The organism is Pseudoxanthomonas taiwanensis, assembly GCF_010093135.1.
In the GTDB taxonomy this organism is placed as follows: Bacteria; Pseudomonadota; Gammaproteobacteria; order Xanthomonadales; family Xanthomonadaceae; genus Pseudoxanthomonas; species Pseudoxanthomonas taiwanensis.
Genome location: NZ_PDWK01000051.1, coordinates 1 through 23,521, shown reverse-complemented (window position 1 = coordinate 23,521; position 23,521 = coordinate 1). Strand labels below are relative to the sequence as shown.

Here is a 23,521-nt window from a genome sequence, read left to right as displayed (position 1 = left end):
CGCGGGGGGGGGGGGCGGGCCCCGGGTCGGCAAGGAAGCTCGGGGCGGGGTTGAGCGCGGGGAGGGGCGGGGGGCGCAGGTAGCTCAGGCTGGAGTAGCCGGTGCCGAAATCGTCCAGGGACAGGCGCACGCCCGTGGGGGGCAGCCGTTCGACGGTCTCCAGCGCCAGGGGTTCCGGGGGGACGCGGCACAGCTCGGGACTGAAGAAGCCCACCCGCCCCGGCCCGCCGGCCTTGGCCTGGTGCAGGGCCATCTCGGCCCGGTGCAGCAGGCCGGCCATGGAGGTGCCGTCCTGCGGATACATGGCCACGCCCACGCTGATGCTCATGTCCACCCGCGCATCCGACAGCTGCAGCGGCCGCATCAGGTGCGCCTGCCAGCGTTCGATCAGCGCGTTGACCTGTTCCCCGGCACGCAGCGGCAGGGCCACGATGAACTCGTCCCCCGGCAGGCGTCCGGCCACGCCGCCCTGGCGGACCAGCTCCTTGATGCGCGCGCCCACCTCCCGCAGCAGCGCATCGCCGGCGGCGTGGCCCAGGGAATCGTTGAGGTGCTTGAAGCGGTCCAGGTCCACGTAGAGGACGGCCACGCGCTGGCCGGTCTCCTGCGCCGCACCCAGCAGCTGCACCACCTGGGTCTCCAGCATGCTGCGGTTGGGCAGGCCGGTCAGCGCATCGTAGAACGCCAGCTGCCGGATGCGCTGGCGCGCCTGCTCGCGCTCCATGGCCAGCGCGCACAGGTCGGTGCACGCCTGCACCAGCTGCTGGTGGAAGCTGGAGGCCACCAGGGGGCTGTTCTGCCGGTAGTAGAAGGCGAACGTCCCCAGCACCTTGCCATCCTTCTGCAGGATGGGCGTGGGCCAGCAGACGTTGAAGCCCAGCGGCAGGATCAGGTGGCTGAAGCCCTCCCACAGCGGATCGGTGGCGATGTCGGTCACCAGCACCGGGCTCTTGCGCCAGGCGGCGGTGCCGCACGAGCCGACCCGCGGCCCGATCGCCACGCCGTCCAGCTGCGAGGAGTAGCTGAACGGCAGACTGGGGCCGGCCAGGGGATGCAGCGGCCCCTGCTCGTCCACCTGCAGGATGGAGGCGCACACCTCCGGCGCCAGGCGCTCGACCTCCTCGCACACCACCTCCAGCACCCGCATCAGGGGCAGGTCGTGCGACATCGCCTGCAGGGCGCGGTGGTGCAGCACTTCGTGGATCTTGGCCCTGGTGATGTCCAGCAGCACCGACACCGTGTAGGTCCACTGCCCCTGCGCGTCCATCACCGGGTTGCAGAGAATCCTGGCCCAGTAGCGCCGCCCCCCTTGCCGGTCACCACCTCCTCCATCTCCGCCGGGCGCCCCTCGCGCAGGTCGCCGCGTACGCGTTCGAACAGTTCCACCGGGGTCTGCGGCGCGATCAGCTCCAGCATCTTCCTGCCCCGCATCTCCGGCACGGTCCAGCCGAACATGCGGCGGAAGCCCTCGTTGCTGTAGACCACCCCCGAATGCGCATCGGTGATCACGATGGCCGCGTCGGTGGCGTCGGCCACCAGCGACAGGCGCCACAGGTGGCCCTCCCGGGCCAGTTCCGTGCGCCGGGCGTGCGCGACCTCGGTGGCCACCACCACGATGTGCGCCAGCTGTCCCTGCCCGTCCTGCACGGGGGCGTACAGCATTTCCAGCCGGCAGCGGCTGCCGTCCATGCGCACGCGCTCGACCACGCCGGAAAACCCGCGCCCCGCGCGCAGCGAGCGCCACATGGCCTCGCCGGCCGGATCCTCCGCCGCATCCGGCGGACACAGCTGCGCGTGCCGCAGCGTGCCGACGAGCTCCGGGGCCAGGCCCAGCAGTTCCCGGAAGCGGTCGTTGGCGAAGACCAGCCGCCCGTCGGGCGCGAACTCCGCCAGTGCCATGGCCCGGTCGAAGGCCACCCAGGGTTCCAGCTGCGCGGCGCTTTCGGAACGGCCTGCGGAGGAGGGGGGCATGTGGAAGACTCCAGGCTGGTCGCAAACGGAAGAGCGGGACACCCCGCCCATCCCCGTCCCCTCCTTGGCGGAAGAGGCGTCCAGTCTAACCCGCCAGGTTGATCCAGGTGGCCTTGATTTCGGTGTACTTGTCGAAGGCGTGCAGGGACTTGTCGCGGCCGTTGCCGGACTGCTTGTAGCCGCCGAAGGGGGCGGTCATGTCGCCGCCGTCCCAGTAGTTGACCCAGCCGCTGCCGGCGCGCAGGGCGCGGGCCACGCGGTGGGCGCGGGCCAGGTTGGCGGTCCACACCCCGGCGGCCAGGCCGTAGACGGTGTCGTTGGCGATGCGCCCCGCCTCGGCCTCGTCGTCGAACGGGATCACCGCCAGCACCGGGCCGAAGATCTCCTCGCGGGCGATGGTGTGCTCCGGCCGCACCCCGTCGAACACGGTCGGCTCCACGTAGCAGCCGCCCTCCACCGGGGCGATGCGGTTGCCGCCCAGGGCCAGCCGCGCGCCCTCGGCCTGGCCCCTGGCGATGTAATCCAGCACGCGCCGGGTCTGGCCCTCGTCCACCAGCGCCCCCATCGGCGCGCCCGGCTCCAGCGGGTGGCGCGGCTGCATCCTGCGGCCGGCCTCGACCACGCGGGCGACGAACTCGTCCCTGATCGGGCGCTCCACCAGCAGGCGCGAGGCGGCGGTGCAGACCTCGCCCTGGTTGTAGAAGATGCCCACCGCCGCGGCCTCGGCGGCGCGGTCCAGGTCCGGGGCGTTGGCGAAGACGATGTTCGGGCTCTTGCCGCCGCATTCCAGGTAGACCCGCTTCATGTTCGACTCGCCGGCGCAGCGCAGCAGGTGCTTGCCCACCGCGGTCGAGCCGGTGAACACCAGGCCGTCGACGTCCATGTGGCGGGCCAGCGGCTCGCCGGCGGCCTGGCCGGTGCCCGGCAGCACGTTGAACACGCCCTCCGGGATGCCGGCCTCGGCCACCAGCTCGGCCAGACGGAGGGCGCTCAGCGGCGACTTTTCCGAGGGCTTGAGCACCACCGAGTTACCGGTGGCCAGGGCCGGGGCGACCTTCCACGCCGCCATCAGCAGCGGGAAGTTCCACGGCACGATGGCGCCGACCACGCCCAGCGGCTCGCGCGTGACCAGGCCCAGCTCGTCCAGGCCGGTGGGCGCGATCTCGCCGTAGACCTTGTCGATGGCCTCGGCGGTCCAGCCGAAGCAGCGTACGGTGGCGGCCAGATCCACCTTGCGCGCGTCGTCGATCGGCTTGCCCATGTCCAGGGTTTCCAGCAGGGCCAGCTCGTCGGCGTGCCGCTCGATCAGCGCGGCCAGCTTCTGCAGGGTCTTCTTGCGGTGCACCGGCCGCGCCCGTGACCAGGTGCCGGCCTCGAAGCTGCGCCGGGCCGCGCGCACCGCCCGCTCCACGTCCTCGGCGCCGCAGGCGGCCACCTGCCCCAGCACGCGCCCGTCGATCGGGCTGACGCACTCGAAGGTGCCGCCGTCGGCCGCGTCCACGTAGCGGCCGTCGATGAAGGCTCGGGTCCGGATCTGCAGGCGGTCGGCCATGGCCTGCCAGTCGGCGCGGGTGCGGGGTGCGGACATGGGACCTCCTGCGGCGGGTGCGTGGGAATCAGAACGTGGGCGGCGTGTTGGCGCTGACGATCACCGCATCCTCGTCGCCGACGTTGCGGAAGCGGTGCGGCAGGCGGCTCTCGAAATAGTAGGCGTCGCCGGGCCCGAGCACGCGCACCTGGCCGCCGACGGTGACCTCGACCCAGCCGGAGATGACCACGCCGCCCTCCTCGCCTTCGTGCACCAGCATGGTCTGGCCGGTGTCGCTGCCCGGCGGCATCACCTCGCGCAGGATGCACATCTGCCGCTGCGGACGGTGCTGCCCCACCAGGTAGTAGTGGATGCCGCCGTTGCCCACGTCGGGCAGCTCCCCGGCACGGTAGAACGGCTGCTCCGGCGGCCCCGGATCCAGGTCCATGGTGAAGAACTCGGCCAGGGAGATCGGGATGCCGTCGAGCACCTTCTTCAGGGAGGCCACCGAGGGACTGACCTTGTTCTGCTCGATCAGGGAGATGGTGCTGTTGGTGACGCCCACGCGCCGGGCCAGCTCGCGCTGGCTCAGGCCGCGGGCCGTGCGTACCCGTTGCAGGCGCGCGCCGATGTCCATTCCGTCCGTCGTGCTCCACCGGCCATTGCGGATGTGTTGCGGGATACTTTACATCGGACCCCGCAACGGTCAATTTTTGCCGTAGACTCGGCCCGGGCGTTGAATTTATCGAACGGCGCCCGGCGCCAACCCGCCCGGGCCGCCGGCCCGGCCCGCCCGTCGGAGGTCTGCATGAACCGCAACGACGACGCTTCCCTCTCCGCCCTGGCCGGGCAGTACGCAGGCCTGAACCTGAGCGCACCGGTCTCGCTGGACGCCTTCTGGATGCCGTTCACCGCCAACCGCCAGTTCCGCGCCTCGCCGCGGCTGCTGGCCTCGGCCGAGGGCATGTACTACCGCGACGTGGAGGGTCGCCCGATCCTGGACGGCACCGCCGGCCTGTGGTGCTGCAACGCCGGCCACGCCCGGCCGCGCATCGTCGAGGCGGTGTCGCGGCAGGGCGCCACCCTGGACTTCGCCCCCCACTTCCAGATGGGCTCGCCGCTGCCGTTCGTGCTGGCGCAGCGGCTGAAGGCCATCGCCCCGCGGCCGCTGGACCACGTGTTCTTCACCAACTCCGGTTCGGAGTCGGTGGACACGGCGCTGAAGATCGCCCTGGCCTGGCACCGCATGCGCGGCGAGGGCCAGCGCGTGCGCCTGATCGGCCGCGAGAAGGCCTACCACGGCGTCGGCTTCGGCGGCATGTCGGTCGGCGGCCTGCCCAACAACCGCAAGTGGTTCGGCCCGGGCCTGCCGGCCGTGGACCATCTGCGCCACACCCTGGACATCGCGCGCAACGCCTTCTCGCGCGGCCTGCCGCCGCACGGCGTGGAGCTGGCCGAGGACCTGGAGCGGATCGTGCAGCTGCACGACCCCTCCACCATCGCCGCGGTGATCATCGAGCCGATCTCCGGCTCGGCCGGGGTGATCCTGCCGCCGCCGGGCTACCTGCAGCGCATCCGCGAGATCTGCGACAGGTACGGCATCCTGCTGATCTTCGACGAGGTGATCACCGGCTTCGGCCGGGTCGGCGCGCCGTTCGCCGCGCAGCGCCTGGGCGTGGTGCCGGACATGATGACCACCGCCAAGGGCCTGACCTCCGGCTGCGTGCCGATGGGTGCGGTGTTCGTCTCCGAGCGCATCCACGAGGCCTTCATGCAGGGCCCGGAAGGCGCCATCGACCTGTTCCACGGCTACACCTACACCGGCCATCCGCTGGCGTGCGCGGCAGCGCTGGCGGCGCTGGACACCTACGAGGAGGAAGGGCTGTTCACCCGCGCCCTGGAGCTGGAGGAGTACTGGCAGGAGGGCCTGCACGCCCTGCGCGGCGCCTGCCCGCACATCATCGACATCCGCAACTACGGCCTGATCGGCGCGGTGGAGCTGGCGCCGCGGCCGGGCGCGCCCGGCGCGCGCGGCTACGAGGTGCTGGAACGCGCCTTCCGCCGCGGCCTGCTGGTGCGCGTCACCGGCGACACGGTGGCGCTGTCGCCGCCGCTGATCGTCGAGCGCACGCACATCGACGACATCTTCTCGATGCTGGGCGAGGTACTGGCCACGATCCAGTAGGCCGCCCGCCACGCCACCAATCCGGAGGGGTCATGCTCATCGGGGTACCGAAGGAGATCAAGAACCACGAGTACCGGGTCGGCCTCACCCCGGCGGGTGCACGCGAGCTGTCCGCGCGCGGCCACCAGGTGCTGGTGCAGCGCGGGGCCGGGGCCGGCATCGGCGTGGGCGACGAGGCCTACGAGGTCGCCGGCGCGCGGATCGTGGACACCGCCGAGGAGGTCTACGCGCGCGCGGCCATGATCATCAAGGTCAAGGAGCCGCAGCCGGCCGAGTGCGCCATGCTGCGTCCCGGCCAGGTGCTGTTCGCCTACCTGCACCTGGCACCCGATCCGGAGCAGGCCAGGGCGCTGCTGGCATCCGGCTGCACCGCCATCGCCTACGAGACGGTCACCGACGACCGCGGCGGGCTGCCGCTGCTGGCGCCGATGAGCGAGGTGGCCGGGCGCATGTCCATCCAGGCCGGCGCGCACGCGCTGGAGAAGGCACAGGGCGGCGCCGGCGTGCTGCTGGGCGGAGTGCCGGGCGTGGCCCCGGCGCAGGTGCTGGTGCTCGGCGGCGGCACGGTGGGCCTGAACGCGGCGCGGGTCGCCATGGGCATGGGCGCGCGGGTGACCGTGCTGGACCGCTCGCTGGAACGGCTGCGCCACATCGACGAGCTTTACGGTGACCGCCTGACCACGCTGTACGCCACGCAGGACGCGATCCAGGCGCACCTGCCGGACACCGACCTGGTGATCGGCGCGGTGCTGGTGCCCGGCGCCGCAGCGCCCAAGCTGGTCACCCGCGAGCAGCTGAAGCTGATGCGCCCCGGCGCGGTGCTGGTGGACGTGGCCATCGACCAGGGGGGCTGCTTCGAGACCAGCCGTCCGACCACGCACCAGGACCCCACCTTCGAGGTGGACGGCATCATCCACTACTGCGTGGCCAACATGCCCGGCGCGGTGGCGCGCACCTCCACCTTCGCCCTGGCCAACGCCACCCTGCCCCACGCCATCGCCCTGGCCGACAAGGGCGTGGTGCAGGCCCTGCACGACGATGTGCACCTGCGCAACGGCCTCAACGTGCATGACGGGCGCCTGACCCATCGTGCCGTGGCCGACGCCCTGGGCCTGCCGTACACGCCGGCCACCGAGGCGCTGGGCCTCTAGCCCGGGCCGACGCATCCGCCCGGCCGCCGGCGCGCGCCGGCGTGCCGCCACCCCTGCCCACCAGGAACCGCGACATGGCAGTGCAGCTCCACCACCACATCGGCGGCCGCGAGGTCCCCGGCACCGGTCCGCATGGCGACGTGTTCGACCCGGCCACCGGCCAGGTGGCCGCGCAGGTGCCGCTGGGCGGCGCGGCCGAGGTGGCCGCGGCGGTGGACGCGGCCGCGGCGGCCTTCCCCGGCTGGGCGGCGACCACGCCGCTGCAGCGCGCCCGGGTGCTGTTCCGCCTGCGCGGGCTGATCGAGCGCGACGCCGATGCCCTGGCGCGCACCATCGTGGCCGAGCACGGCAAGACCCTGTCCGACGCGCGCGGCGAGGTCACCCGCGGCCTGGAGGTGGTGGAGTTCGCCTGCGGCATCCCGCACCTGCTCAAGGGCGAGTACTCGGCCGAGGTCGGGCGCGGCGTGGACAGCTGGAGCGAGCGCGCACCGCTGGGCGTGGTGGCCGGCATCACCCCGTTCAACTTCCCGGCCATGGTCCCGCTGTGGATGGCGCCGGTGGCCCTGGCCTGCGGCAACACCTTCGTGCTCAAGCCCTCGGAGAAGGTGCCCTCGGCGGCGCTGCGCCTGGCCGGGCTGCTGCGCGAGGCCGGCCTGCCGGAGGGCGCGTTCAACGTGGTCCACGGCGGCCGCGAGGCGGTGGACGCACTGCTCGACGAGCCGCGCGTGCAGGCGGTCAGCTTCGTCGGCTCCACTGCGGTGGCGCGCCACGTATACGAGCGCGGCAGCCAGGCCGGCAAACGCGTACAGGCCCTGGGCGGGGCCAAGAACCACGCGGTGGTCCTGCCCGACGCGGACATCGGCGTGGCCGCCGACGCCCTGCTCGGGGCCGGCTACGGCTCGGCCGGCGAGCGCTGCATGGCCATCTCGGTGGCCGTGTGCGTGGGCCAGGCCACCGCCGACGCCCTGGTGGAGGCGCTGGCGCCGAAGGTGCGGGCGCTGCGCATCGGCCCGGGCCTCGAGGACCCGGACATGGGCCCGCTGGTGGACGCGGCGCACCGCGCGCGCGTGCGTGCCTGCATCGACCGCGGCGTGGCCGAGGGCGCGCGTCTGGTGGTGGACGGCCGCACCCATCCGCGCACGCAGGGCGAGGGCTTCTTCCTCGGCGCCAGCCTGTTCGACCACGTCACCCCGGAGATGGCGCTGTGGCGCGAGGAGATCTTCGGCCCGGTGCTGTGCGTGGTGCGGGTGGAGGACTTCGAGTCGGCGCTGGCGCTGGTGGACGCGCACGCGTACGGCAACGGCGCGGCGGTGTTCACCCGCAGCGGCGGCGCCGCGCGCGAGTTCTCCCGACGTGTGCAGGCCGGCATGGTCGGCATCAACGTGCCGATCCCGGTGCCGATGGCCTTCCACTGCTTCGGCGGCTGGAAGCGCTCGCTGTTCGGGCCGCTGCACATGCACGGGCCGGACGGGGTGCGCTTCTTCACCCGGCTCAAGACCATGACCGCACGCTGGCCGGAAGGCGCCGGCGCGGCCGAGTTCGCCATGCCGACGATGCGCTGACGGCCCCGGCCGCCGCCATGCGGCGTGGACGCGGCTGCCGCTAGACTGCGCACCCCCGCCCCGCCACACCCTGCCGCATGACCGACGATCCACGCCCGGCCCAGCTGCGCCGCATGAAGGCCATCGCCCTGGGCATGCTGCTGGCCATGGTGGCCGGCTTCGTCCTGGCCCATGCCATGGGCAACGCTGGGATCTGGGCCTGGGTCTCGGCGTTCTGCGAGGCGGCCACGGTCGGCGCCCTGGCCGACTGGTTCGCGGTGGTGGCGCTGTTCCGCCATCCGCTGGGCCTGCCCTTCCCCCACACGGCCATCATCCCGCGCGGCAAGGCGCGCATCGGCGACAGCCTGGCGGTGTTCGTGCGCGACCACTTCCTCGAGCCGCAGGCGCTGCTGGCCAAGCTGGAGGTGTTCGACCCGGCCGCGCGCCTGGGCCAGTGGCTGGCGCGTCCGGAGCAGGCCGCACGCCTGGCGCAGGCGGCGCGGGGCTGGATGGTGCAGGCGCTGGACATGCTCGACGAGCGCGCGGTGCGCGAGGGCATCCAGCGCTTCGTGGTGGGGCGGCTGCGCGCCTGGGACGCGGCGGCCACCGCCGGCGAGGTGCTGGACCTGCTGACCGCCGACGGCCGCCACCAGGAGCTGCTGGACGAGGCCCTGCGCCGGCTGGCGCGCTGGCTGGACGACGATGCGGTCAAGCGGCGCGCCTCGGCCCTGCTGGTCAAGCACGCCCGGCGCGAATGGCCGCGTCTGGTCGGCACGGTGGACTGGGTCAAGCCGGTGGAAGGCATCGCCGACAGCCTGGCCGAGCGCATCGCCCACGCCCTGCTGGCCGAGCTCAACGAGATCCTGTCGCAGCCGGAGCACCCGCTGCGCCGCGACTACGAACGCTGGCTGCAGGACTACATGGCGCGCCTGCGCAGCGATCCGGCGCTGGCCACGCAGGTGGACCGGATCAAGCAGCAGCTGATCGACCATCCCAGCGTGCAGGCGTACGTGCAGGGGCTGTGGGACCAGATCCACGCCGCCCTGCGCCGCGATCTGGAGCGCGGGGACAGTGCCATCGCCCGCCACCTGGAGCAGACCCTGGCCGGGCTGGGCCAGGCGCTGGGCCGCGACCCGGAGCTGCGCACGGCGATCAACCAGCACGTGCTGGCCGGCGCGGAGAAGCTGGCCGGCCGCCTGCGCGGCGGCGTGACCGAGCACATCGCCCAGACCGTCAAGGGCTGGGACGAGCGCCACCTGGTGCGGCAGCTGGAGCTGAGCGTGGGCCGCGACCTGCAGTACATCCGCTTCAACGGCACCCTGGTCGGCGGCCTGATCGGCGTGCTGCTGCACGCGGCCATCACCCTGCTGCCCTGGTGACCCTCGCGCCGTGTGTGCGGCTGCGCAACGGGACTCCCGGTCGCCGCGGATGCCCCCGCGCCGGGCGGTCCGGCTCGCCCCCTTCCACGTGGCGGTCGAACGCGCGCGCCGGACGCGCCGGCCGGGTCGCCGCGCCCATGCGGCAGGCGGCGGCTACGGCTTGCGGGTCAGGCGCCAGGCGCGGTGGATGCGCGGATTGCGCTCGAAGTCCGGCGGGATGGTGCGCTCGCTGATCTCCACACACTCGGCGAACTGCGCCACCGCCTCGGTGTTCAGGCGGAAGCGGCGGAAGTTGTTGGAGAAGTACAGCACCCCGCCCGGGGCCAGCCGCGCCACCGCCGCGCGCAGCAGGCGCACGTGCTCGCGCTGCACGTCGAAGTCGTCCGCGCGCGCGGAGTTGGAGAAGGTGGGCGGGTCGCAGAAGACCACGTCGTACAGGCCGCGCTCGGCCTCCAGCCAGGCCATGGCGTCGGCCTGCACCAGGCGGTGCGCGGACCCGCCCAGACCGTTGAGCGCCAGGTTGTCCGCGCACCACTGCAGGTAGGTGGCCGACAGGTCCACGCTGGTGGTGGCCACGGCACCGGCCACGGCCGCCTGCACGCTGGCCACGCCGGTGTAGCAGAACAGGTTGAGGAAGCGCTTGCCGCGTGCTTCCCTGGCCATCTGCCGGCGCAGCGGGCGGTGGTCGAGGAACAGGCCGGTGTCCAGGTAGTCGAACAGGTTCACCCACAGGCGCGCGCCGTTCTCGCGCACCACCAGGCGCTCGCCGCGCTGGTCGAAGCGGCCGTACTTGCTGCCGCCCTTGCCGCGTTCGCGGCGCTTGACCGCCACCTGCCCGTGGGGCACGCCGAACACCTCGCGCGCGGCGGCCAGCAGCTCCTGGCGGCGGCGGCGCACGTCGGCCTCCGGGATCTCCGGCGGCGGCGCGTACTCCTGCACGTGCAGGAAGGTGCGCCCCACGCCTTCGTCCTCGGTGTACACGTCGATGGCCGCGGCGTACTCGGGCAGATCGGCGTCGTAGGCGCGGAAGCAGGTGACCTGCTCGCTGCTGCGCCAGCTCCTGAGCCGGCGCAGGTTGCGCTGCAGGCGGTTGGCGACCATGCGCGCGCCCTCGGTCAGCGGCCGCGCCTCCGCCTCCACGCGCGGTGCCGGCTGCACCGGGTCGCACACGATCAGCGCGCACTCCAGCGCGCCGTTGAACACCTGGTACTTCTTCGCCGCGCGCAGGCCGGTGGCCTGGGCCAGTCCGGCGTCGCCGCACAGCAGGCTGGCCCGCCACTGCGGCACCGCCCGCTGCAGCGCCTGGCCCAGGCGCCGGTACAGCGCGCCGTCGGCGGCCAGGCGGCGGTCGTAGGGCGGGTTGCAGGCCACCAGGCCGCGCGCCTCCTGCGGCGGGGCCAGGGCGTCGATGTCGCGCGCCTCGAAGCGGATGGCCGCGGCCACGCCGGCCGCCTGCGCGTTCTGCCGTGCGGCGGCGATGGCCTGCGCGTCCAGGTCGCTGCCATGGAACACCGGGCGCAACGCGGCCAGGCCGGCGGCGGCGCGCGCGCGTGCCTCCTCCAGCAGGCGGCGCCATGCCTCCAGGTCGAAGCCGGTCCAGCGGGTCGGCACCGGCATCCCGTCCCGTACCAGCTGTTCGCGCTGCAGGCCCGGGGCCACGTCGGCGGCCATCAGCGCGCCTTCGATCAGCAGGGTGCCGCTGCCGCACATCGGATCCAGCAGCGCGCCGCCTTCGGCGTACAGCGCCGGCCAGCCGCCGCGCAGCAGCACTCCGGCGGCCAGGTTCTCCTTCAGCGGCGCCTCGTGGCGGGTGGCGCGCCAGCCGCGCCGGTGCAGCGGCCCGCCGCCCAGGTCCACCGACAGCACCGCCCGGCCCTTGCGCAGCACCAGGTTCAGGCGCAGGTCCGGCCGCTCCACGTCCACGGACGGGCGCTCCATACCACGCGCGCGGAAGGCGTCCACCACCGCGTCCTTGACCCGCTGCGCGGCGTAGCGCGCATGGGTGATGGCGCTGCCGGACACGTGCGCGTCCACCGCCAGGGTATGCCCGGCGGCCAGGTGCTCGTGCCAGGGCACGTCAGCGGCGCCCTCGTACAGCGCGCCCTCGTCCGGACAGTCGAACTCGGCCAGGGGCCACAGCACGCGGCTGGCCAGGCGCGACCACAGCACCGCACGCTGCGCCTCGGCCAGGCCGCCCTCGGCGTTGGCGCCGGCCAGGGCGGCGGTGGCGCGGGTGGCGCCCAGCGCCTGCAGCTCGTCCGCCAGCAGGTATTCCAGGCCCTTGGCGCAGGAGACGAAGAACTTCATGGTCGGCACGGGCTCGTTGGACGGTACGGTGCGGCCGGCTGGGCCGGCGGATCAGAGTGACTGCAGCAGTTCGGCGAAGGCGCGCGCGGTGGTGTCCACGTGCGCGGCCAGGCGGTGGGTGTCGTCCAGCAGCAGCAGCCGCGCCGAGCGTGCCCTGGCCCAGGCGATGACCTCGTCGGCGGGAATCAGCTCGTCGTGCCAGGCGTGCACCACCGAGGTGGGCACCGGCGCGGCATCCAGCGCCGGCATGGCGCCCATGCGGGTGGGCGGCACCATCAGGAACAGCGCGCGGGTGGGCACGTGCAGCGAGGCGATGGCGGAGATGTAGGCCCCCAGGCTGGAGCCGGCCAGCACCACCGGGCCGCCGCGCGCGGCCGCGCGGCCGGCGATGTCCAGCAGGCGCTGCAGGCGCGCGGGCACGTCGCCCACCCGGCTCACCTCCAGGCGCGCGTCCAGGTCGGTGTAGTCCGGCCGCTCGCTGGTGAAGCCCAGGCGCTCGGCGACCTCGGCCAGGGCGGTGACCTTGGTCGCGTCCGGGCCGCTCTCGAAACCGTGGGAGAGGATGCAGTGGCCGCGGCTCACGCTGCCTCCACCGCGGTGGTGCTGCTGGTGCAGGCCGTCCGGCGCGAGCGCGGGAAGGCCGCCGTGGTGCGCGCCAGTGCGCTGTCCGGGTCCGTTCGCATGGGGCGAATGCTAGCATCCCGGCCATGCCGACCCTGCCGCCGCACGCGACCGACGCGCCCCTGCCCTACGTGGAGCGGCTGGAGCCGCGGCCGCTGGCACAGGTGGACCTGGTGGTGGTCCACTGCACCGAACTGCCGGACCTGGCCACCGCGCGCGAGTACGGCGAACGGGTGCTCTATCCAAGCGGCACCGGCAACAGCGGCCACTACTACATCGACCGCGACGGCAGCGTGGTGCGCTACGTGCCCGAGGACCGCATCGCCCACCACGTGCGCGGCCACAATCCGCGCGCGGTGGGCATCGAGCTGGTCAACCGCGGACGCTGGCCGCACTGGCTGGACTCGCGCCACCAGGCCATGGACGAGCCCTACCCGGAGGCGCAGGTCCGGGCACTGGTGGCGTTGCTGCGGGCGCTGGCCGCCACGCTGCCGGCCCTGCGCTTCATCGCCGGCCACGAGGACCTGGACCGCGAACAGGTGCCGGCCACGGACGACCCGGCGCTGCTCGTGCCGCGCAAGCGCGATCCCGGCCCGCTGTTCCCGTGGGAGCGGGTGCTGGCGGAAGTCCCCCTGCGGCGCCTGCCCCTGTAGGAGCCGCGCAGGCGGCGACGCGACGGCGGGAGCCGATCGCGCCGGCGGCGCCTGCGCCGGATGGTGGGCGGTCGCATCAGGTCGCATCAGCATGCGTGGCGGTCGGGCTCCGGATGCGCCGGCCGGGTCGCCGCCGACGCGGCTCCCGCCAATGGCCCGGACACGTGGCGGAGGCAGGGGCGGCGGCATGTGCGGTACAGGGACGATCAGGAGGGCGCCGGTATAATCCGCGGCCTTCCCCCAATCCGGTGCCTCTGCCGTGCCCCCCGCCTTTGGCCCCGTCGTTTCCGAACTGATCGAGCTGCTCGCCCTGGAGCGGCTGGAGGACAACCTGTTCCGTGGCCAGAGCCGCGACATCGGCACCCGCTACGTGTTCGGCGGGCAGGTGCTGGGCCAGGCGCTGTCGGCGGCGCAGGCCACGCTGGACAACGGCCGCCGTGTGCACTCGCTGCATGCCTATTTCCTGCGTGCCGGCGACATCGAGCACCCGATCGTCTACGACGTTGACCGCACCCGCGACGGCGGCAGCTTCTCGGTGCGCCGGGTCACCGCCATCCAGCACGGCAAGGTGATCTTCTTCTGCGCGGCCTCGTTCCAGGACGAGGAGCCCGGCGCCGAGCACCAGCTGAAGATGCCGGAGGTGCCGCAGCCGGAGGACATCGAGCCGGCGCCGCCGGTCTCGCCGGAGGTGATGGCCACCCTGCCGACCAAGGTGCAGCGCTGGCTCTCGCGCGGCGGTCCGTTCGAGTTCCGCCACGTGTACCCGCGCGACGAGCTCAACCCGCCCAAGCGCCCCCCCTACCAGCAGGTGTGGTTCCGCCTGCGCGAGCCGGTGGGCGACGCGCCGGAGCTGCACCAGGCGCTGCTGGCCTACGCCTCGGACTTCCACCTGCTGGGCACGGCCACCTTCCCGCACGGGATCAGCTACTACATGCCCAACGTGCAGATGGCCTCGCTGGACCACGCGCTGTGGTTCCACCGCCCGTTCCGGGTGGACGAGTGGCTGCTGTACTCGCTCGACAGCCCCAGCAGCCAGTCCTCGCGCGGCCTGGCGCGCGGCCAGATCTTCGACCGCCAGGGCCGGCTGGTGGCCAGCACCGCGCAGGAAGGCCTGATCCGCGTGGTGGCCGACCGCGCCGCCGCCCGCGCCGTGCCCGCACAGGACTGAAGCCATGCGCCAGGTCTTCACCAGCCAGCGTCTGGAAACCGTGGAAGGCGTGGCCCGGATGCTGGAGGAGGCCGGCATCGCCGTGCACATCAGCAACCCGCGCTCCTACCACAGCCGCCGCAGCGGCCAGTTCAGCTACGCCGAGCCGCTGCCGGCCAACAAGCAGCCGGCGGTGTGGGTGCGCCGGCCGGAGGACCAGCCGCGCGCGCGCGAGCTGCTGCGCCAGGCCGGGCTGCTGAGCACCACCCGCGGGGGCCAGGGGCTGCCGCTGTTCGCCGCCGGCGTGCCCGGCACGGAACAGCGGCCCACCGGCTCGCGCTGGGGCTGGCGCCTGCGCATCGCCCTGCTGGGGGTGATCGCGGCGGTGGCGATGTTCATCTGGCTGCGCCGCCCGCCACCCGCGCCCGTACCCGCCCCGGTCCCGGCGGCCGCGCCCGCGGCACCGGCCGAGGACGGAAACGCCGGCGAGGACGAGGAAGCAGTACGCGTGCGCATCACTCCCCCGCCTGCCGGCTGAAACGCGGCCCGCCGGGCGGCGGGCCGCTTCCGCGGTCAACGGTTACTTCGCGGCCGGGGCATGCTCCCGCATGGGACCGTGCCCGTGGCGGGCCTTGGCCGCATCCAGCTCCTCGCGGCTCAGCTTGCCGTCGCCGTCGGTATCCACCTTCTTGAACCAGGCCTCGCGCCACTGCTCGCGCATGGCCTTGCGGTCGGCCTCGTCGATGAAGCCGTCCTTGTTCACGTCCATGCGCTCGAAGCGCGCGGTGGCGGCGGCCAGGGCCTCGGCCCTGCTGACACGGCCGTCGCCATCCTTGTCGGCGCCCGCGAACGGGGCCATCGGGCCGAAGCCGTGCGGGCCACGGTGGCCGTGCCGGGCATGGCGCGGCGGACGCGGCATCTCGTCACGGTCCAGCTTGCCGTCCTTGTTGCGGTCCAGCTGGTCGAAGCGCTCGGCCAGGCGCGGGAACGCGGCGGCCTCCTGGCGGTCGATCACGCCATCCTTGTTGGCGTCCAGCGCGGGCTTGCCGCCCTGCGCCTGCGCCAGGACGGTGCCACTCACGACGGCCATCAGTGCGGCAGCGATCAGGGTAGGGGTCTTCTTCACGGTTTTGCTCCGGGGATCGTGGACTTGCTGGCCACATCCGCATCAACGCCCTCCCTGCCCCGGGGTTGACCGGGCGCCGGCGCCGTTCAGCTGCCAGCCGGCGTCGCAGCGCGTGCGGACCGGCGGCGCTATGCTGGCCCCGTCCGCCCCGCCGCGCACCGTCCATGGGCAACGACTCCAGCACCGACGACCTGCGCCTGTACCAGACCGCGGGCCACGAATGCGGCTACTGGCCCGACCGCAACGCCCGCGACCTGGTCCTGGACCCGCGCGATCCGCGCCTGGCCGCGGCCTACCCGCAGGCGCTGGAAAGGGGCTTCCGCCGCTCCGGCGGCCTGGTCTACCGGCCCACCTGCCCCGGCTGCCGCGCCTGCGTGCCGGGGCGCATCCCGGTGGCGCGGTTCCGGCCCGACCGCAGCCCGCGCCGCTGCCTGGCCCGCAACGCGCAGGTGGAGGCCCGGATCGTGCCGGCGCGGCGCACCGCCGAGCCCTTCGCCCTGTACCGGCGCTACCTGGCCGCGCGCCACCGCGACGGCGGCATGGACGACCACGGTACCGTGGAGTTCGACCAGTTCCTGGTCGGCGGCTGGTCGGAGACCCGCTTCCTGGAGCTGCGCGCCCCGGGCGGCGCGGACGGCCCCGGCCGCCTGCTGGCGGTGGCGGTGACCGACCGCGGGCCGCACGCGCTGTCGGCCGTGTACACCTTCTACGGGCCGGACCTGCCGGCGCGCGGCCTGGGCACGCTGGCGATCCTGCACCAGGTGCAGTGGGCCCGCCGCGAGGGACTTCAGCACCTGTACCTGGGCTACTGGATCGACGGCCACGCCAAGATGGACTACAAGCGCCGCTTCCGCCCACTGGAGGCCTTCGACGGCCGCCGCTGGCGCCCGTTCGTGGAATGAGGGCGGGCACGGCGGCGCGCCGGCGTGCCAGAATCCACCGGATGCACGCCATTCCCCGCCTGATCGCCCTCGTGGCCACCCTGACCCTGCTGCCCGCCTGCGCCACCGGGCCGGCCCCCGCCGCGCCGGAGGCCGGCCCCACCCTGCGGGTGGCCACCTACAACACCTCGCTCTACAGCGACAAGGCCGGCGGCCTGGTCCGCCGCCTCGAGGCCGGCGACGGGGACGCGCGCCGGATCGCCGCGGTGCTGCAGAAGGTGCGCCCGGACCTGGTCCTGCTCAACGAGTTCGACTACGACCCCGAGGGCCGTGCCGCCGACCTGTTCCAGCGCCGCTACCTGGAGCAGGCCCAGCCCGGCGGCGGCGAGCCGCTGCACTACCCCTACCGCTACCTGGGCCCGGTCAACACCGGCGAACCCTCCGGCCTGGACCTGGACCGCAACGGCGTGGTCGGCGGCGAGGGTCGCGACCGCGGCAACGACGCCTGGGGCTACGGACTGCACCCGGGCCAGTACGGCATGCTGGTGCTCTCCCGCCATCCGATCGACACGGCGCGGCTGCGCAGCTTCCGCCTGCTGCGGTGGGCCGCCCTGCCCGGCGCCCGCCGCCCGGTCGACCCGGCCACCGGCCAGCCCTGGCACGAGGACGCGGTCTGGGAACAGCTGCGGCTGTCGTCCAAGTCGCACTGGGACGTGCCGGTGCGAACCCCGCTGGGCACCGTGCACTTCCTGGTCTCGCACCCCACCCCGCCGGTGTTCGACGGCCCGGAGGACCGCAACGGCGCGCGCAACGCCGACGAGATCCGCCTGTGGGAGGAGTACATCACCCCCGGCGACAAGCCCTGGCTGTGCGACGACCAGGGCCGCTGCGGCGGCCTGCCGGCCGACGCCCGCTTCGTGATCGCCGGCGATCTCAACAACGACCCGGTGGACGGCGACGGCCGCCACGAGGCCATCCTGCGCCTGCTCGGCCCCCCGCGGGTGGCGCGCATGGACCCGCCCGCTTCGGCCGGCGGCGCCGAGGCCTTCCACGCCTATGCCGGGAAGGGTCTGCAGCGGCGCGGTCCCCCGGAGCACGTGACCGGCGACTTCGGCCCGCGCTCGGGCGCCATGCGCCTGGACTACGTGATCCCCTCCACCGGCTTCCAGGTCCGCGGCAGCGGCGTGTACTGGCCCGCCGCCGGCGCGCCGGAGGCGGCCATCGTCCAGGGCTCGGACCACCGCCTGGTGTGGGTGGACCTGGGCCCCGGGGAGCCCCCGGCCGGGGATTGATCCTGATCAAAACGGGGGTGGCGGGGTGCGTGCTTACATGGACGCATGAACGCCATCCCCCTTTCCCAGAGCCAACGGGCCGTCCAGATCCGCCAGACGCTGGAGGACCTGAAGAATTCCAGCGCCGACATCGAAGCCGCGGCGCTGATCTCGATCGACGGCCTGATGATCGACGCGGTCATGCCGCACGGCATGGACGAGGACCGCATCGGCGCCATGTCCGCCGCGCTGCTGTCGCTGGGCGAGCGCACCGCGCGCGAGCTCGGCCGCGGCCGCCTGGAGCGCGTGCTGGTGCAGGGCGAGCACGGCTACGTGATCATGACCGCCGCCGGCGAGGAGGCGGTGCTGACCATCCTCACCCGCGCCGAGGTCAAGCTCGGCCTGGCCTTCCTGGACATCAAGCGCGCTGCCCAGGTGCTGGGCCGCACCCTCTGAAGGAGCCTCGATGAGCCGCCTGCCGGACATGACCCCGCCGCCGGGGCCGCACCGTCAGACCATCCACACCTGCCACGACGGCCAGCGCCGCGTCGTGTACTGGACCGACGAGGAAGTCCCGTTCCCGGACGGGCGGCTGATCGTCTCGCGCACCGACCTGGACGGCGTGATCACCCACGCCAACGAAGCCTTCGTCGAGATCAGCGGCTACAGCCGCGAGGAGCTGATCGGGGCGCCGCACAGCATCCTGCGCCACCCCGACATGCCGCGCGCGGCCTTCGCCGACCTGTGGGAGACGATCAAGGCCGGGCGCAAGTGGCACGGCTACGTCAAGAACCTGCGCAAGGACGGCAAGCACTACTGGGTCTACGCCACCGCGCTGCCGAACGTGCGCAACGGCCAGGTGGTCGGCTACACCTCGGTGCGGCGCAAGCCCTCGCGCCAGCGCATCGAGGAGCTGGTGCCGGTGTACCGCCAGATGCTGGAGAAGGAACTGGCGGAGGCCACGGCATGACCCTGAACCTGCTGGTCGCCCCCGACTTCGCCCCCGAGAACTTCCCCGGCTGGTACATGCTCAGCACGCTGCTGCAGCAGCGCTCCGGCCTGCGCCTGCACCTGCTGATGCCGGCCGACGCCCGGGAGCAGGCGCAGATGCTGGCCGAGGGCCGCGCCGACCTGGTCTATTCCAACCCGTTCGACGCGACCAACCTGATCCGCGGCGAAGGCTACCGCGCCCTGGCGCGCCCGGCCGGCCACTCCAACGAGATGGTGATCGCCACCGCCGCGGACTCGCCGCTGCAGCGCGTGGAGGACCTGCGCCCGGGCTGCCGCATCGCGGTGACCAACAACTTCGACGTGCGCCTGATCGGCCTGCGCCTGCTGGAGCCGGCGGACCTGACCGAGCAGGACATCCAGTGGGCGCCGGCCAGCAGCTACCAGGCCGCCGCGCGCATGACCCTCGGTGGCCAGGTGGATGCCGGCTTCTTCCTGGCCTCGGCCTTCCACTCGCTGGCGCGGATCACCCGCGAGCGGCTGAAGGTGCTGGTGGAGAGCAGGCTGCGCGACATCAGCCACGTGCTGCTGGCCCACCCGCGCGTGGACCAGGCGGTGCGCCCGCTGGAGGAGGCGCTGCTGGCCGTGGACCCGGCCAGTCCGGCCGACGCCGAGGTGCTGCAGGCCCTGGGCCTGCCCGGCGGCTTCGAGAAGATGGAGGTCGAGGACGCCGAGTTCATGATCGACCTCATGGACACCCTGCTGGACTGACATGGACGCCCACCTGCAAGCCCGCCGCGCCTTCCGCGAACGCACCTGCGCCGTGGCCCGCGCGCCCCACGACGGGGCCGCGCACCTGGCCCGGGTGCAGGCCGCCATGCATCTGGGCGACATGGAGCCGGTGCAGGGCGCGCTGGCCGACCTGTTCGTCGCCCTGCCCAGGACCGAGACCGCGCTGCGCCAGGCAGCGCTGCACCTGGCCACGCCGCGCCTGCACACCTACGTGGCCGAGGCGTTCGCCCGCCACGCCAACGGCACCCTGCCGGCCATCACGCCGCTGGCCACGCGCTGGAGCGTGTTCGCCCAGCCCTCGGCCAATGTGCCGGCACGGGTGCGCCGCGCCAGCCCGGACCACTCGCGGCGCCTGGCGCGGCAGGTGGTGGAAGCGCTGCTGGAGGGCGATCCGCTGCAGGCCTCGCGCATCGAGCACGACTTCCTCGACCACTGCGTGTCGTGCCAGGACAAGCTGGCCTTCATGCTCGCCAGCCGCGACCTGCGCCGCCACGAGATCGCTGTCGGCGACCGCTGGGAACAGGTCGCCGCCTGGCTGGAACAGCACGCCGCCGACGGCGTGCGCACCAACGCCTCCACCCTTCGCCAACCTTCGCCATGAGCCTGGACCTGGTCGACACCGCCGGCTTCGACGCCGTCAACGATGCCGTCGCCTACTGGCTGCTGCCCACCCCGCGTGGCGCCCTGCACGGCTTCTCCGCGCCCGAGCCCAACCCGATGCAGCGCGCGGTGCAGGCGCTGCTGGCCGGGCACGAGGCGATGGAGCTGGCGCAATGGCGCCAGGAGCACGACCGCGCCGGCCGCATGCTGCAGCAGCTGCGCGAGCGGCAGTGGGTGCAGCTGCTGCGCCGCCCGGTGCCGGCGCCGGACGTGCGCCTGGCCGACTTCGCCCAGCACGTGATCGCGCCACTGTCCGGCGAGCGCCGCGCGGTGCTGGCCTCCGACAGCGGCTTCTGCCTGGGCCAGTCCGGCCTGACCCAGGAGCTGGCCGAGACCCTGGCCGCCGCGGCCGCGGACTACTCCGCCTTCGCCCAGCGCCAGGCCCGGCGCGGCTGGGAGGGCGCGCAGCGCGTGGCCTTCCACAGCGACCCGGACATGCTGCTGCCGGACTGGTCGTTCGTGCCGTTCTGGGTGGACGGCACCGGCTACTGGCTGGTGCTGGCCGGCGAGCCGCTGCTCAACAACCTGGCCATGATCGAGCTGGTGTGGAGCATCCGCCTGGCCGGCGCGCGCTTCGCCGCGCCGCTGTAAGGCTCAGGCCCGCAGCCCGATACCGATCGCCGCCGCGGCCTGGCGCGCCGTGGCGCGCGCCTGCTCCACGTCCGCCCCGCGCGCCAGGGTGACGCCGACCCGGCGCTGCCCCTCCACGCGCGGCTTGCCGAACAGGCGCAGGGCCGTGTCCGGCGCGCGCAGCGCCTCCTCCAGGTTGGAGAACTCCGGCACGCCGTGGCCGCGCGCCAGCAGCGCGCACGAAGCCGAGGGGCCGTTCTGGCGGATGACCGGGACCGGCAGGCCGAGGATGGCGCGCGCGTGCAGGGCGAACTCGCTCAGCTCCTGCGAGACCAGCGTCACCAGGCCGGTGTCGTGCGGGCGCGGCGACACCTCCGAGAACCACACCTCGTCGCCCTTGACGAACAGCTCCACGCCGAACACGCCCCAGCCGCCCAGGTCGTCGGTGATGGTGCGGGCGATGGCCTGGGCACGCTCCAGCGCGCGCGGCGACATCGGCTGCGGCTGCCAGCTCTCGCGGTAGTCGCCGTCCTTCTGCAGGTGACCGATCGGCTCGCAGAAGCTCGTGCCTCCGGCGTGGCGCACGGTCAGCAGGGTGATCTCGTAGTCGAAGTCGATGAAGCCCTCGACGATGCAGCGGCCGGCGCCGGCGCGGCCGCCGGTCTGCGCGTACTCCCACGCCGCGTCGATCTCCTCCGCACTGCGGACGATGCTCTGGCCCTTGCCCGAGGAGGACATCACCGGCTTGACCACGCACGGCAGGCCCAGCGCCACCACCGCGTCGCGGTACTGGGCATGGGTGTCCACGAAGCGGTACGGCGAGGTCGGCAGGCCGAGGGTCTCGGCGGCCAGGCGGCGGATGCCCTCGCGGTCCATGGTCAGGCGCGCGGCGCGCGCGGTCGGGACCACCCGCAGCCCCTGTTCGCGCTCCAGCTCCACCAGGGTCTCGGTGTGGATGGCCTCGATCTCCGGCACCACCAGGTCCGGCTTCTCCTGCTCGACCAGCGCGCGCAGGGCGAAGGTGTCGAGCATGTCCAGCACGTGCGCGCGGTGCGCGACCTGCATGGCCGGCGCGTCGGTGTAGCGGTCGGCGGCCACCACCTCCACGCCCAACCGCTGCAGCTCGATGGCCACCTCCTTGCCCAGCTCGCCGGAACCGAGCAGCAGCACACGGGTGGCGGAGGGGGACAGCGGGGTTCCGATGCGGACCATGGGAGGCGGGAGGTGTTGTCGGGGCGGCCAGTGTAACGGTCCGGGGTATGCCGCCGTATCCGGGGGCGCCCGGCCGGGGCCCGCGGCGGCAGTTGACACCTGATATCAGTTTGATATCAGATAGCCGCATACACTGGAGACCGACCATGAAAGAGCGCCCGATCCGTTCGCTGCCCGGCATCCCCGTCCTGCTTGCCGCCATCGCCCTGTCGTTCGTCGCCCTCTGGTGCGTCGTCAACGCGGCCACCGCCGTGGACGCGGGCCGGAACGCGGCCGGCTCGGGCATCGGTGCCGGCGTCCTGCTCCTGGCCGCCCTGCTCCTGCTGATCGGCCTGTATTCGGTGCAGCCCAACCAGGCCGCGGTGCTGAGCCTGTTCGGCAAGTACGTGGGCACGGTCAAGGAGGCCGGCCTGCGCTGGAACAACCCCTTCTACGCCAAGCGCAAGGTCAGCCAGCGCGTGCGCAACTTCGAGAGCGGCAAGCTCAAGGTCAACGACCTGGACGGCAGCCCGATCGAGATCGCCGCGGTGATCGTGTGGCAGGTGGTGGACGCCGCCGAGGCGGTGTTCAACGTGGATGACTACGAGAGCTTCGTGCAGATCCAGTCCGAGGCCGCGCTGCGCGCCATGGCCTCCAGCTACCCCTACGACCAGCACGAGGACGGCCAGGTCGCCCTGCGCAGCCATCCGCAGGAGATCTCCGAGCACCTGCGCAGCCAGATCGCCGAGCGCCTGGTCAAGGCCGGCGTGGAGGTGATCGAGGCGCGCATCAGCCACCTGGCCTACGCGCCGGAGATCGCCCAGGCCATGCTGCAGCGGCAGCAGGCCAACGCGGTGATCGCCGCCCGCACCCGCATCGTGGCCGGCGCCGTGGGCATGGTGGAGATGGCCCTGGCCGAGCTGCAGAAGAACGACGTGGTGCGGCTGGACGAGGAACGCAAGGCGCAGATGGTCAGCAACCTGCTGGTGGTGCTGTGCGGCGACCGCGGCACCCAGCCCATCGTCAACGCCGGCTCGCTGTACTGACGGTGCCGCGATGGACGCGCTGGTGCCCCTGATCGTCGCCATCACCGGCCTGCCCGCGCTGGGCGTGGCCGCCTGGTTCGCCCGCGGTGGCCCCGGCCACTCGCCCGGCATGGCCCTGCGCTGGGCCCTGCTCGGCGCGGTGGTCCTGCTCGGTGCCCTGGGTCTGTACTGGGCCGGCGGCAGCCGCGCACACGTGGCCGGCGTGCTGGTGGCGATGGCCATCGCCGTCAACGCCCTGTTCGCGTCGATGGTGCTGCACCTGCGCCGGGACCGGAAGTGAGCAGGGCCATGGGCGAGAAGAAGGCCTATCCGCTGCGGATCAGCGCCGAGATCCTGGCCGCCATGCAGCGCTGGGCCGACGACGAGCTGCGCAGCCTCAACGCCCAGATCGAGTACGTGCTGCGCGATGCCCTGCGCAAGGCTGGCCGCCTGCCACAGCCCGGCGCGGGCGACGCGAAGGAGGAACAGCCATGAGCACGCAGCAGTGGAGGTACCTGGTGGTCGAGGTCAAGACCGGCCTGCTGGGCAGCTTCAAGGTGGAGCAGCTCCAGGA

At 73.3% G+C, this 23,521-nt stretch carries 25 protein-coding genes; 17 read left to right on the top strand and 8 right to left on the bottom strand.

Features of this window, described 5'->3' with window-relative positions; all coding sequences use genetic code 11:
- From CR938_RS10295 to CR938_RS10280, 4 genes are all read right to left on the bottom strand, one after another.
- The coding region (locus CR938_RS10295; RefSeq protein WP_162124927.1) for a sensor domain-containing diguanylate cyclase at positions 1-1,267 on the bottom strand (1,267 nt) is incomplete at its 3' end.
- A complete protein-coding gene (locus CR938_RS10290; RefSeq protein WP_162124926.1) occupies positions 1,267-1,971 on the bottom strand; it encodes a PAS domain-containing protein in 705 nt (234 codons plus the stop codon). The genes CR938_RS10290 and CR938_RS10295, both read right to left, overlap by 1 nt.
- Before the next feature lie 85 nt (positions 1,972-2,056).
- On the bottom strand, positions 2,057-3,559 hold the full coding sequence (locus CR938_RS10285) for an aldehyde dehydrogenase (RefSeq protein WP_162124925.1): 1,503 nt from the start codon (positions 3,557-3,559) through the stop codon (positions 2,057-2,059).
- Between the two features lie 28 nt (positions 3,560-3,587).
- Entirely contained in the window at positions 3,588-4,136 is a 549-nt protein-coding gene (locus tag CR938_RS10280) for a cupin domain-containing protein (RefSeq protein WP_162124924.1), read from the bottom strand.
- A 171-nt stretch (positions 4,137-4,307) separates the two neighbouring features.
- On the opposite strand from CR938_RS10280, the gene aptA reads away from it, so the two are divergent.
- The 4 genes from aptA (at position 4,308) to CR938_RS10260 (ending at position 9,755) form a co-directional block, all read left to right on the top strand.
- Positions 4,308-5,684, top strand: coding sequence for an omega-aminotransferase AptA (aptA, locus tag CR938_RS10275; RefSeq protein WP_162124923.1), 1,377 nt, complete (start codon positions 4,308-4,310; stop codon positions 5,682-5,684).
- A 32-nt stretch (positions 5,685-5,716) separates the two neighbouring features.
- Entirely contained in the window at positions 5,717-6,835 is a 1,119-nt protein-coding gene (gene ald, locus CR938_RS10270; protein WP_162124922.1) for an alanine dehydrogenase, read from the top strand.
- A gap of 74 nt (positions 6,836-6,909) precedes the next feature.
- Complete coding sequence (locus CR938_RS10265) at positions 6,910-8,397, top strand: CoA-acylating methylmalonate-semialdehyde dehydrogenase (protein WP_162124921.1); 1,488 nt, start codon at positions 6,910-6,912, stop codon at positions 8,395-8,397.
- Positions 8,398-8,474: 77 nt separating this feature from the next.
- Positions 8,475-9,755 (top strand): DUF445 domain-containing protein, encoded by a 1,281-nt coding sequence (locus CR938_RS10260; protein ID WP_425502437.1) that lies wholly within the window; start codon positions 8,475-8,477, stop codon positions 9,753-9,755.
- A gap of 153 nt (positions 9,756-9,908) precedes the next feature.
- On the opposite strand, the gene rlmKL is transcribed toward CR938_RS10260, so the two are convergent.
- Entirely contained in the window at positions 9,909-12,062 is a 2,154-nt protein-coding gene (gene rlmKL / locus CR938_RS10255) for a bifunctional 23S rRNA (guanine(2069)-N(7))-methyltransferase RlmK/23S rRNA (guanine(2445)-N(2))-methyltransferase RlmL (protein WP_162124920.1), read from the bottom strand.
- A 51-nt stretch (positions 12,063-12,113) separates the two neighbouring features.
- Positions 12,114-12,644, bottom strand: coding sequence for a hypothetical protein (locus CR938_RS10250; protein ID WP_162124919.1), 531 nt, complete (start codon positions 12,642-12,644; stop codon positions 12,114-12,116).
- Positions 12,645-12,769: 125 nt separating this feature from the next.
- On the opposite strand from CR938_RS10250, the gene CR938_RS10245 reads away from it, so the two are divergent.
- The 3 genes from CR938_RS10245 (at position 12,770) to CR938_RS10235 (ending at position 15,021) form a co-directional block, all read left to right on the top strand.
- A complete protein-coding gene (locus tag CR938_RS10245; RefSeq protein ID WP_162124918.1) occupies positions 12,770-13,336 on the top strand; it encodes an N-acetylmuramoyl-L-alanine amidase in 567 nt (188 codons plus the stop codon).
- A gap of 259 nt (positions 13,337-13,595) precedes the next feature.
- Complete coding sequence (gene tesB / locus CR938_RS10240; protein ID WP_162124917.1) at positions 13,596-14,504, top strand: acyl-CoA thioesterase II; 909 nt, start codon at positions 13,596-13,598, stop codon at positions 14,502-14,504.
- A 4-nt stretch (positions 14,505-14,508) separates the two neighbouring features.
- Entirely contained in the window at positions 14,509-15,021 is a 513-nt protein-coding gene (locus CR938_RS10235; protein ID WP_162124916.1) for a hypothetical protein, read from the top strand.
- Between the two features lie 42 nt (positions 15,022-15,063).
- Here CR938_RS10235 and CR938_RS10230 read toward each other — a convergent pair whose 3' ends face one another.
- Positions 15,064-15,609: an EF-hand domain-containing protein gene (locus CR938_RS10230; protein ID WP_246191038.1), complete on the bottom strand. Its 546-nt coding sequence runs from the start codon at positions 15,607-15,609 to the stop codon at positions 15,064-15,066.
- A 164-nt stretch (positions 15,610-15,773) separates the two neighbouring features.
- Here CR938_RS10230 and CR938_RS10225 point away from each other — a divergent pair, with 164 nt between their 5' ends.
- Genes CR938_RS10225 through CR938_RS10195 form a run of 7 tightly spaced genes read left to right on the top strand, consistent with a single transcriptional unit; the run spans position 15,774 to position 20,752 of the window.
- Entirely contained in the window at positions 15,774-16,511 is a 738-nt protein-coding gene (locus tag CR938_RS10225; protein WP_162124915.1) for an arginyltransferase, read from the top strand.
- A gap of 41 nt (positions 16,512-16,552) precedes the next feature.
- The gene (locus CR938_RS10220) at positions 16,553-17,782 is read left to right on the top strand and encodes an endonuclease/exonuclease/phosphatase family protein (RefSeq protein WP_162124914.1); all 1,230 of its coding nucleotides are present in this window, start codon (positions 16,553-16,555) and stop codon (positions 17,780-17,782) included.
- A gap of 45 nt (positions 17,783-17,827) precedes the next feature.
- Positions 17,828-18,217 (top strand): roadblock/LC7 domain-containing protein, encoded by a 390-nt coding sequence (locus tag CR938_RS10215; protein ID WP_162124913.1) that lies wholly within the window; start codon positions 17,828-17,830, stop codon positions 18,215-18,217.
- Positions 18,218-18,227: 10 nt separating this feature from the next.
- Complete coding sequence (locus tag CR938_RS10210; RefSeq protein WP_162124912.1) at positions 18,228-18,731, top strand: PAS domain-containing protein; 504 nt, start codon at positions 18,228-18,230, stop codon at positions 18,729-18,731.
- Positions 18,728-19,480, top strand: a complete 753-nt coding sequence (locus CR938_RS10205; protein ID WP_162124911.1) for a phosphate/phosphite/phosphonate ABC transporter substrate-binding protein — start codon at positions 18,728-18,730, stop codon at positions 19,478-19,480. The genes CR938_RS10210 and CR938_RS10205 overlap by 4 nt, the downstream gene beginning before the upstream one ends.
- A gap of 1 nt (position 19,481) precedes the next feature.
- On the top strand, positions 19,482-20,102 hold the full coding sequence (locus tag CR938_RS10200; RefSeq protein ID WP_162124910.1) for a hypothetical protein: 621 nt from the start codon (positions 19,482-19,484) through the stop codon (positions 20,100-20,102).
- Positions 20,099-20,752 (top strand): hypothetical protein, encoded by a 654-nt coding sequence (locus CR938_RS10195; RefSeq protein WP_162124909.1) that lies wholly within the window; start codon positions 20,099-20,101, stop codon positions 20,750-20,752. Before CR938_RS10200 ends, CR938_RS10195 begins: the two co-directional genes overlap by 4 nt.
- A 3-nt stretch (positions 20,753-20,755) precedes the next feature.
- On the opposite strand, the gene purT is transcribed toward CR938_RS10195, so the two are convergent.
- The gene (gene purT / locus CR938_RS10190; RefSeq protein ID WP_162124908.1) at positions 20,756-21,943 is read right to left on the bottom strand and encodes a formate-dependent phosphoribosylglycinamide formyltransferase; all 1,188 of its coding nucleotides are present in this window, start codon (positions 21,941-21,943) and stop codon (positions 20,756-20,758) included.
- A gap of 146 nt (positions 21,944-22,089) precedes the next feature.
- Between purT and CR938_RS10185 the strand changes: the two genes are divergently transcribed.
- From CR938_RS10185 to CR938_RS10175, 3 genes are read left to right on the top strand one after another with little or no spacing between them, the layout of a single operon-like run.
- Positions 22,090-22,968 carry an SPFH domain-containing protein gene (locus CR938_RS10185; protein WP_162124907.1) on the top strand — a complete coding sequence of 293 codons (879 nt, stop codon included), beginning with the start codon at positions 22,090-22,092 and terminating at the stop codon, positions 22,966-22,968.
- 10 nt (positions 22,969-22,978) lie between these two features.
- A complete protein-coding gene (locus CR938_RS10180; RefSeq protein WP_162124906.1) occupies positions 22,979-23,248 on the top strand; it encodes a hypothetical protein in 270 nt (89 codons plus the stop codon).
- Positions 23,249-23,256: 8 nt separating this feature from the next.
- Positions 23,257-23,442 carry a type II toxin-antitoxin system antitoxin gene (locus CR938_RS10175; protein ID WP_162124928.1) on the top strand — a complete coding sequence of 62 codons (186 nt, stop codon included), beginning with the start codon at positions 23,257-23,259 and terminating at the stop codon, positions 23,440-23,442.
- The last annotated feature ends 79 nt before the right edge of the window (positions 23,443-23,521 follow it).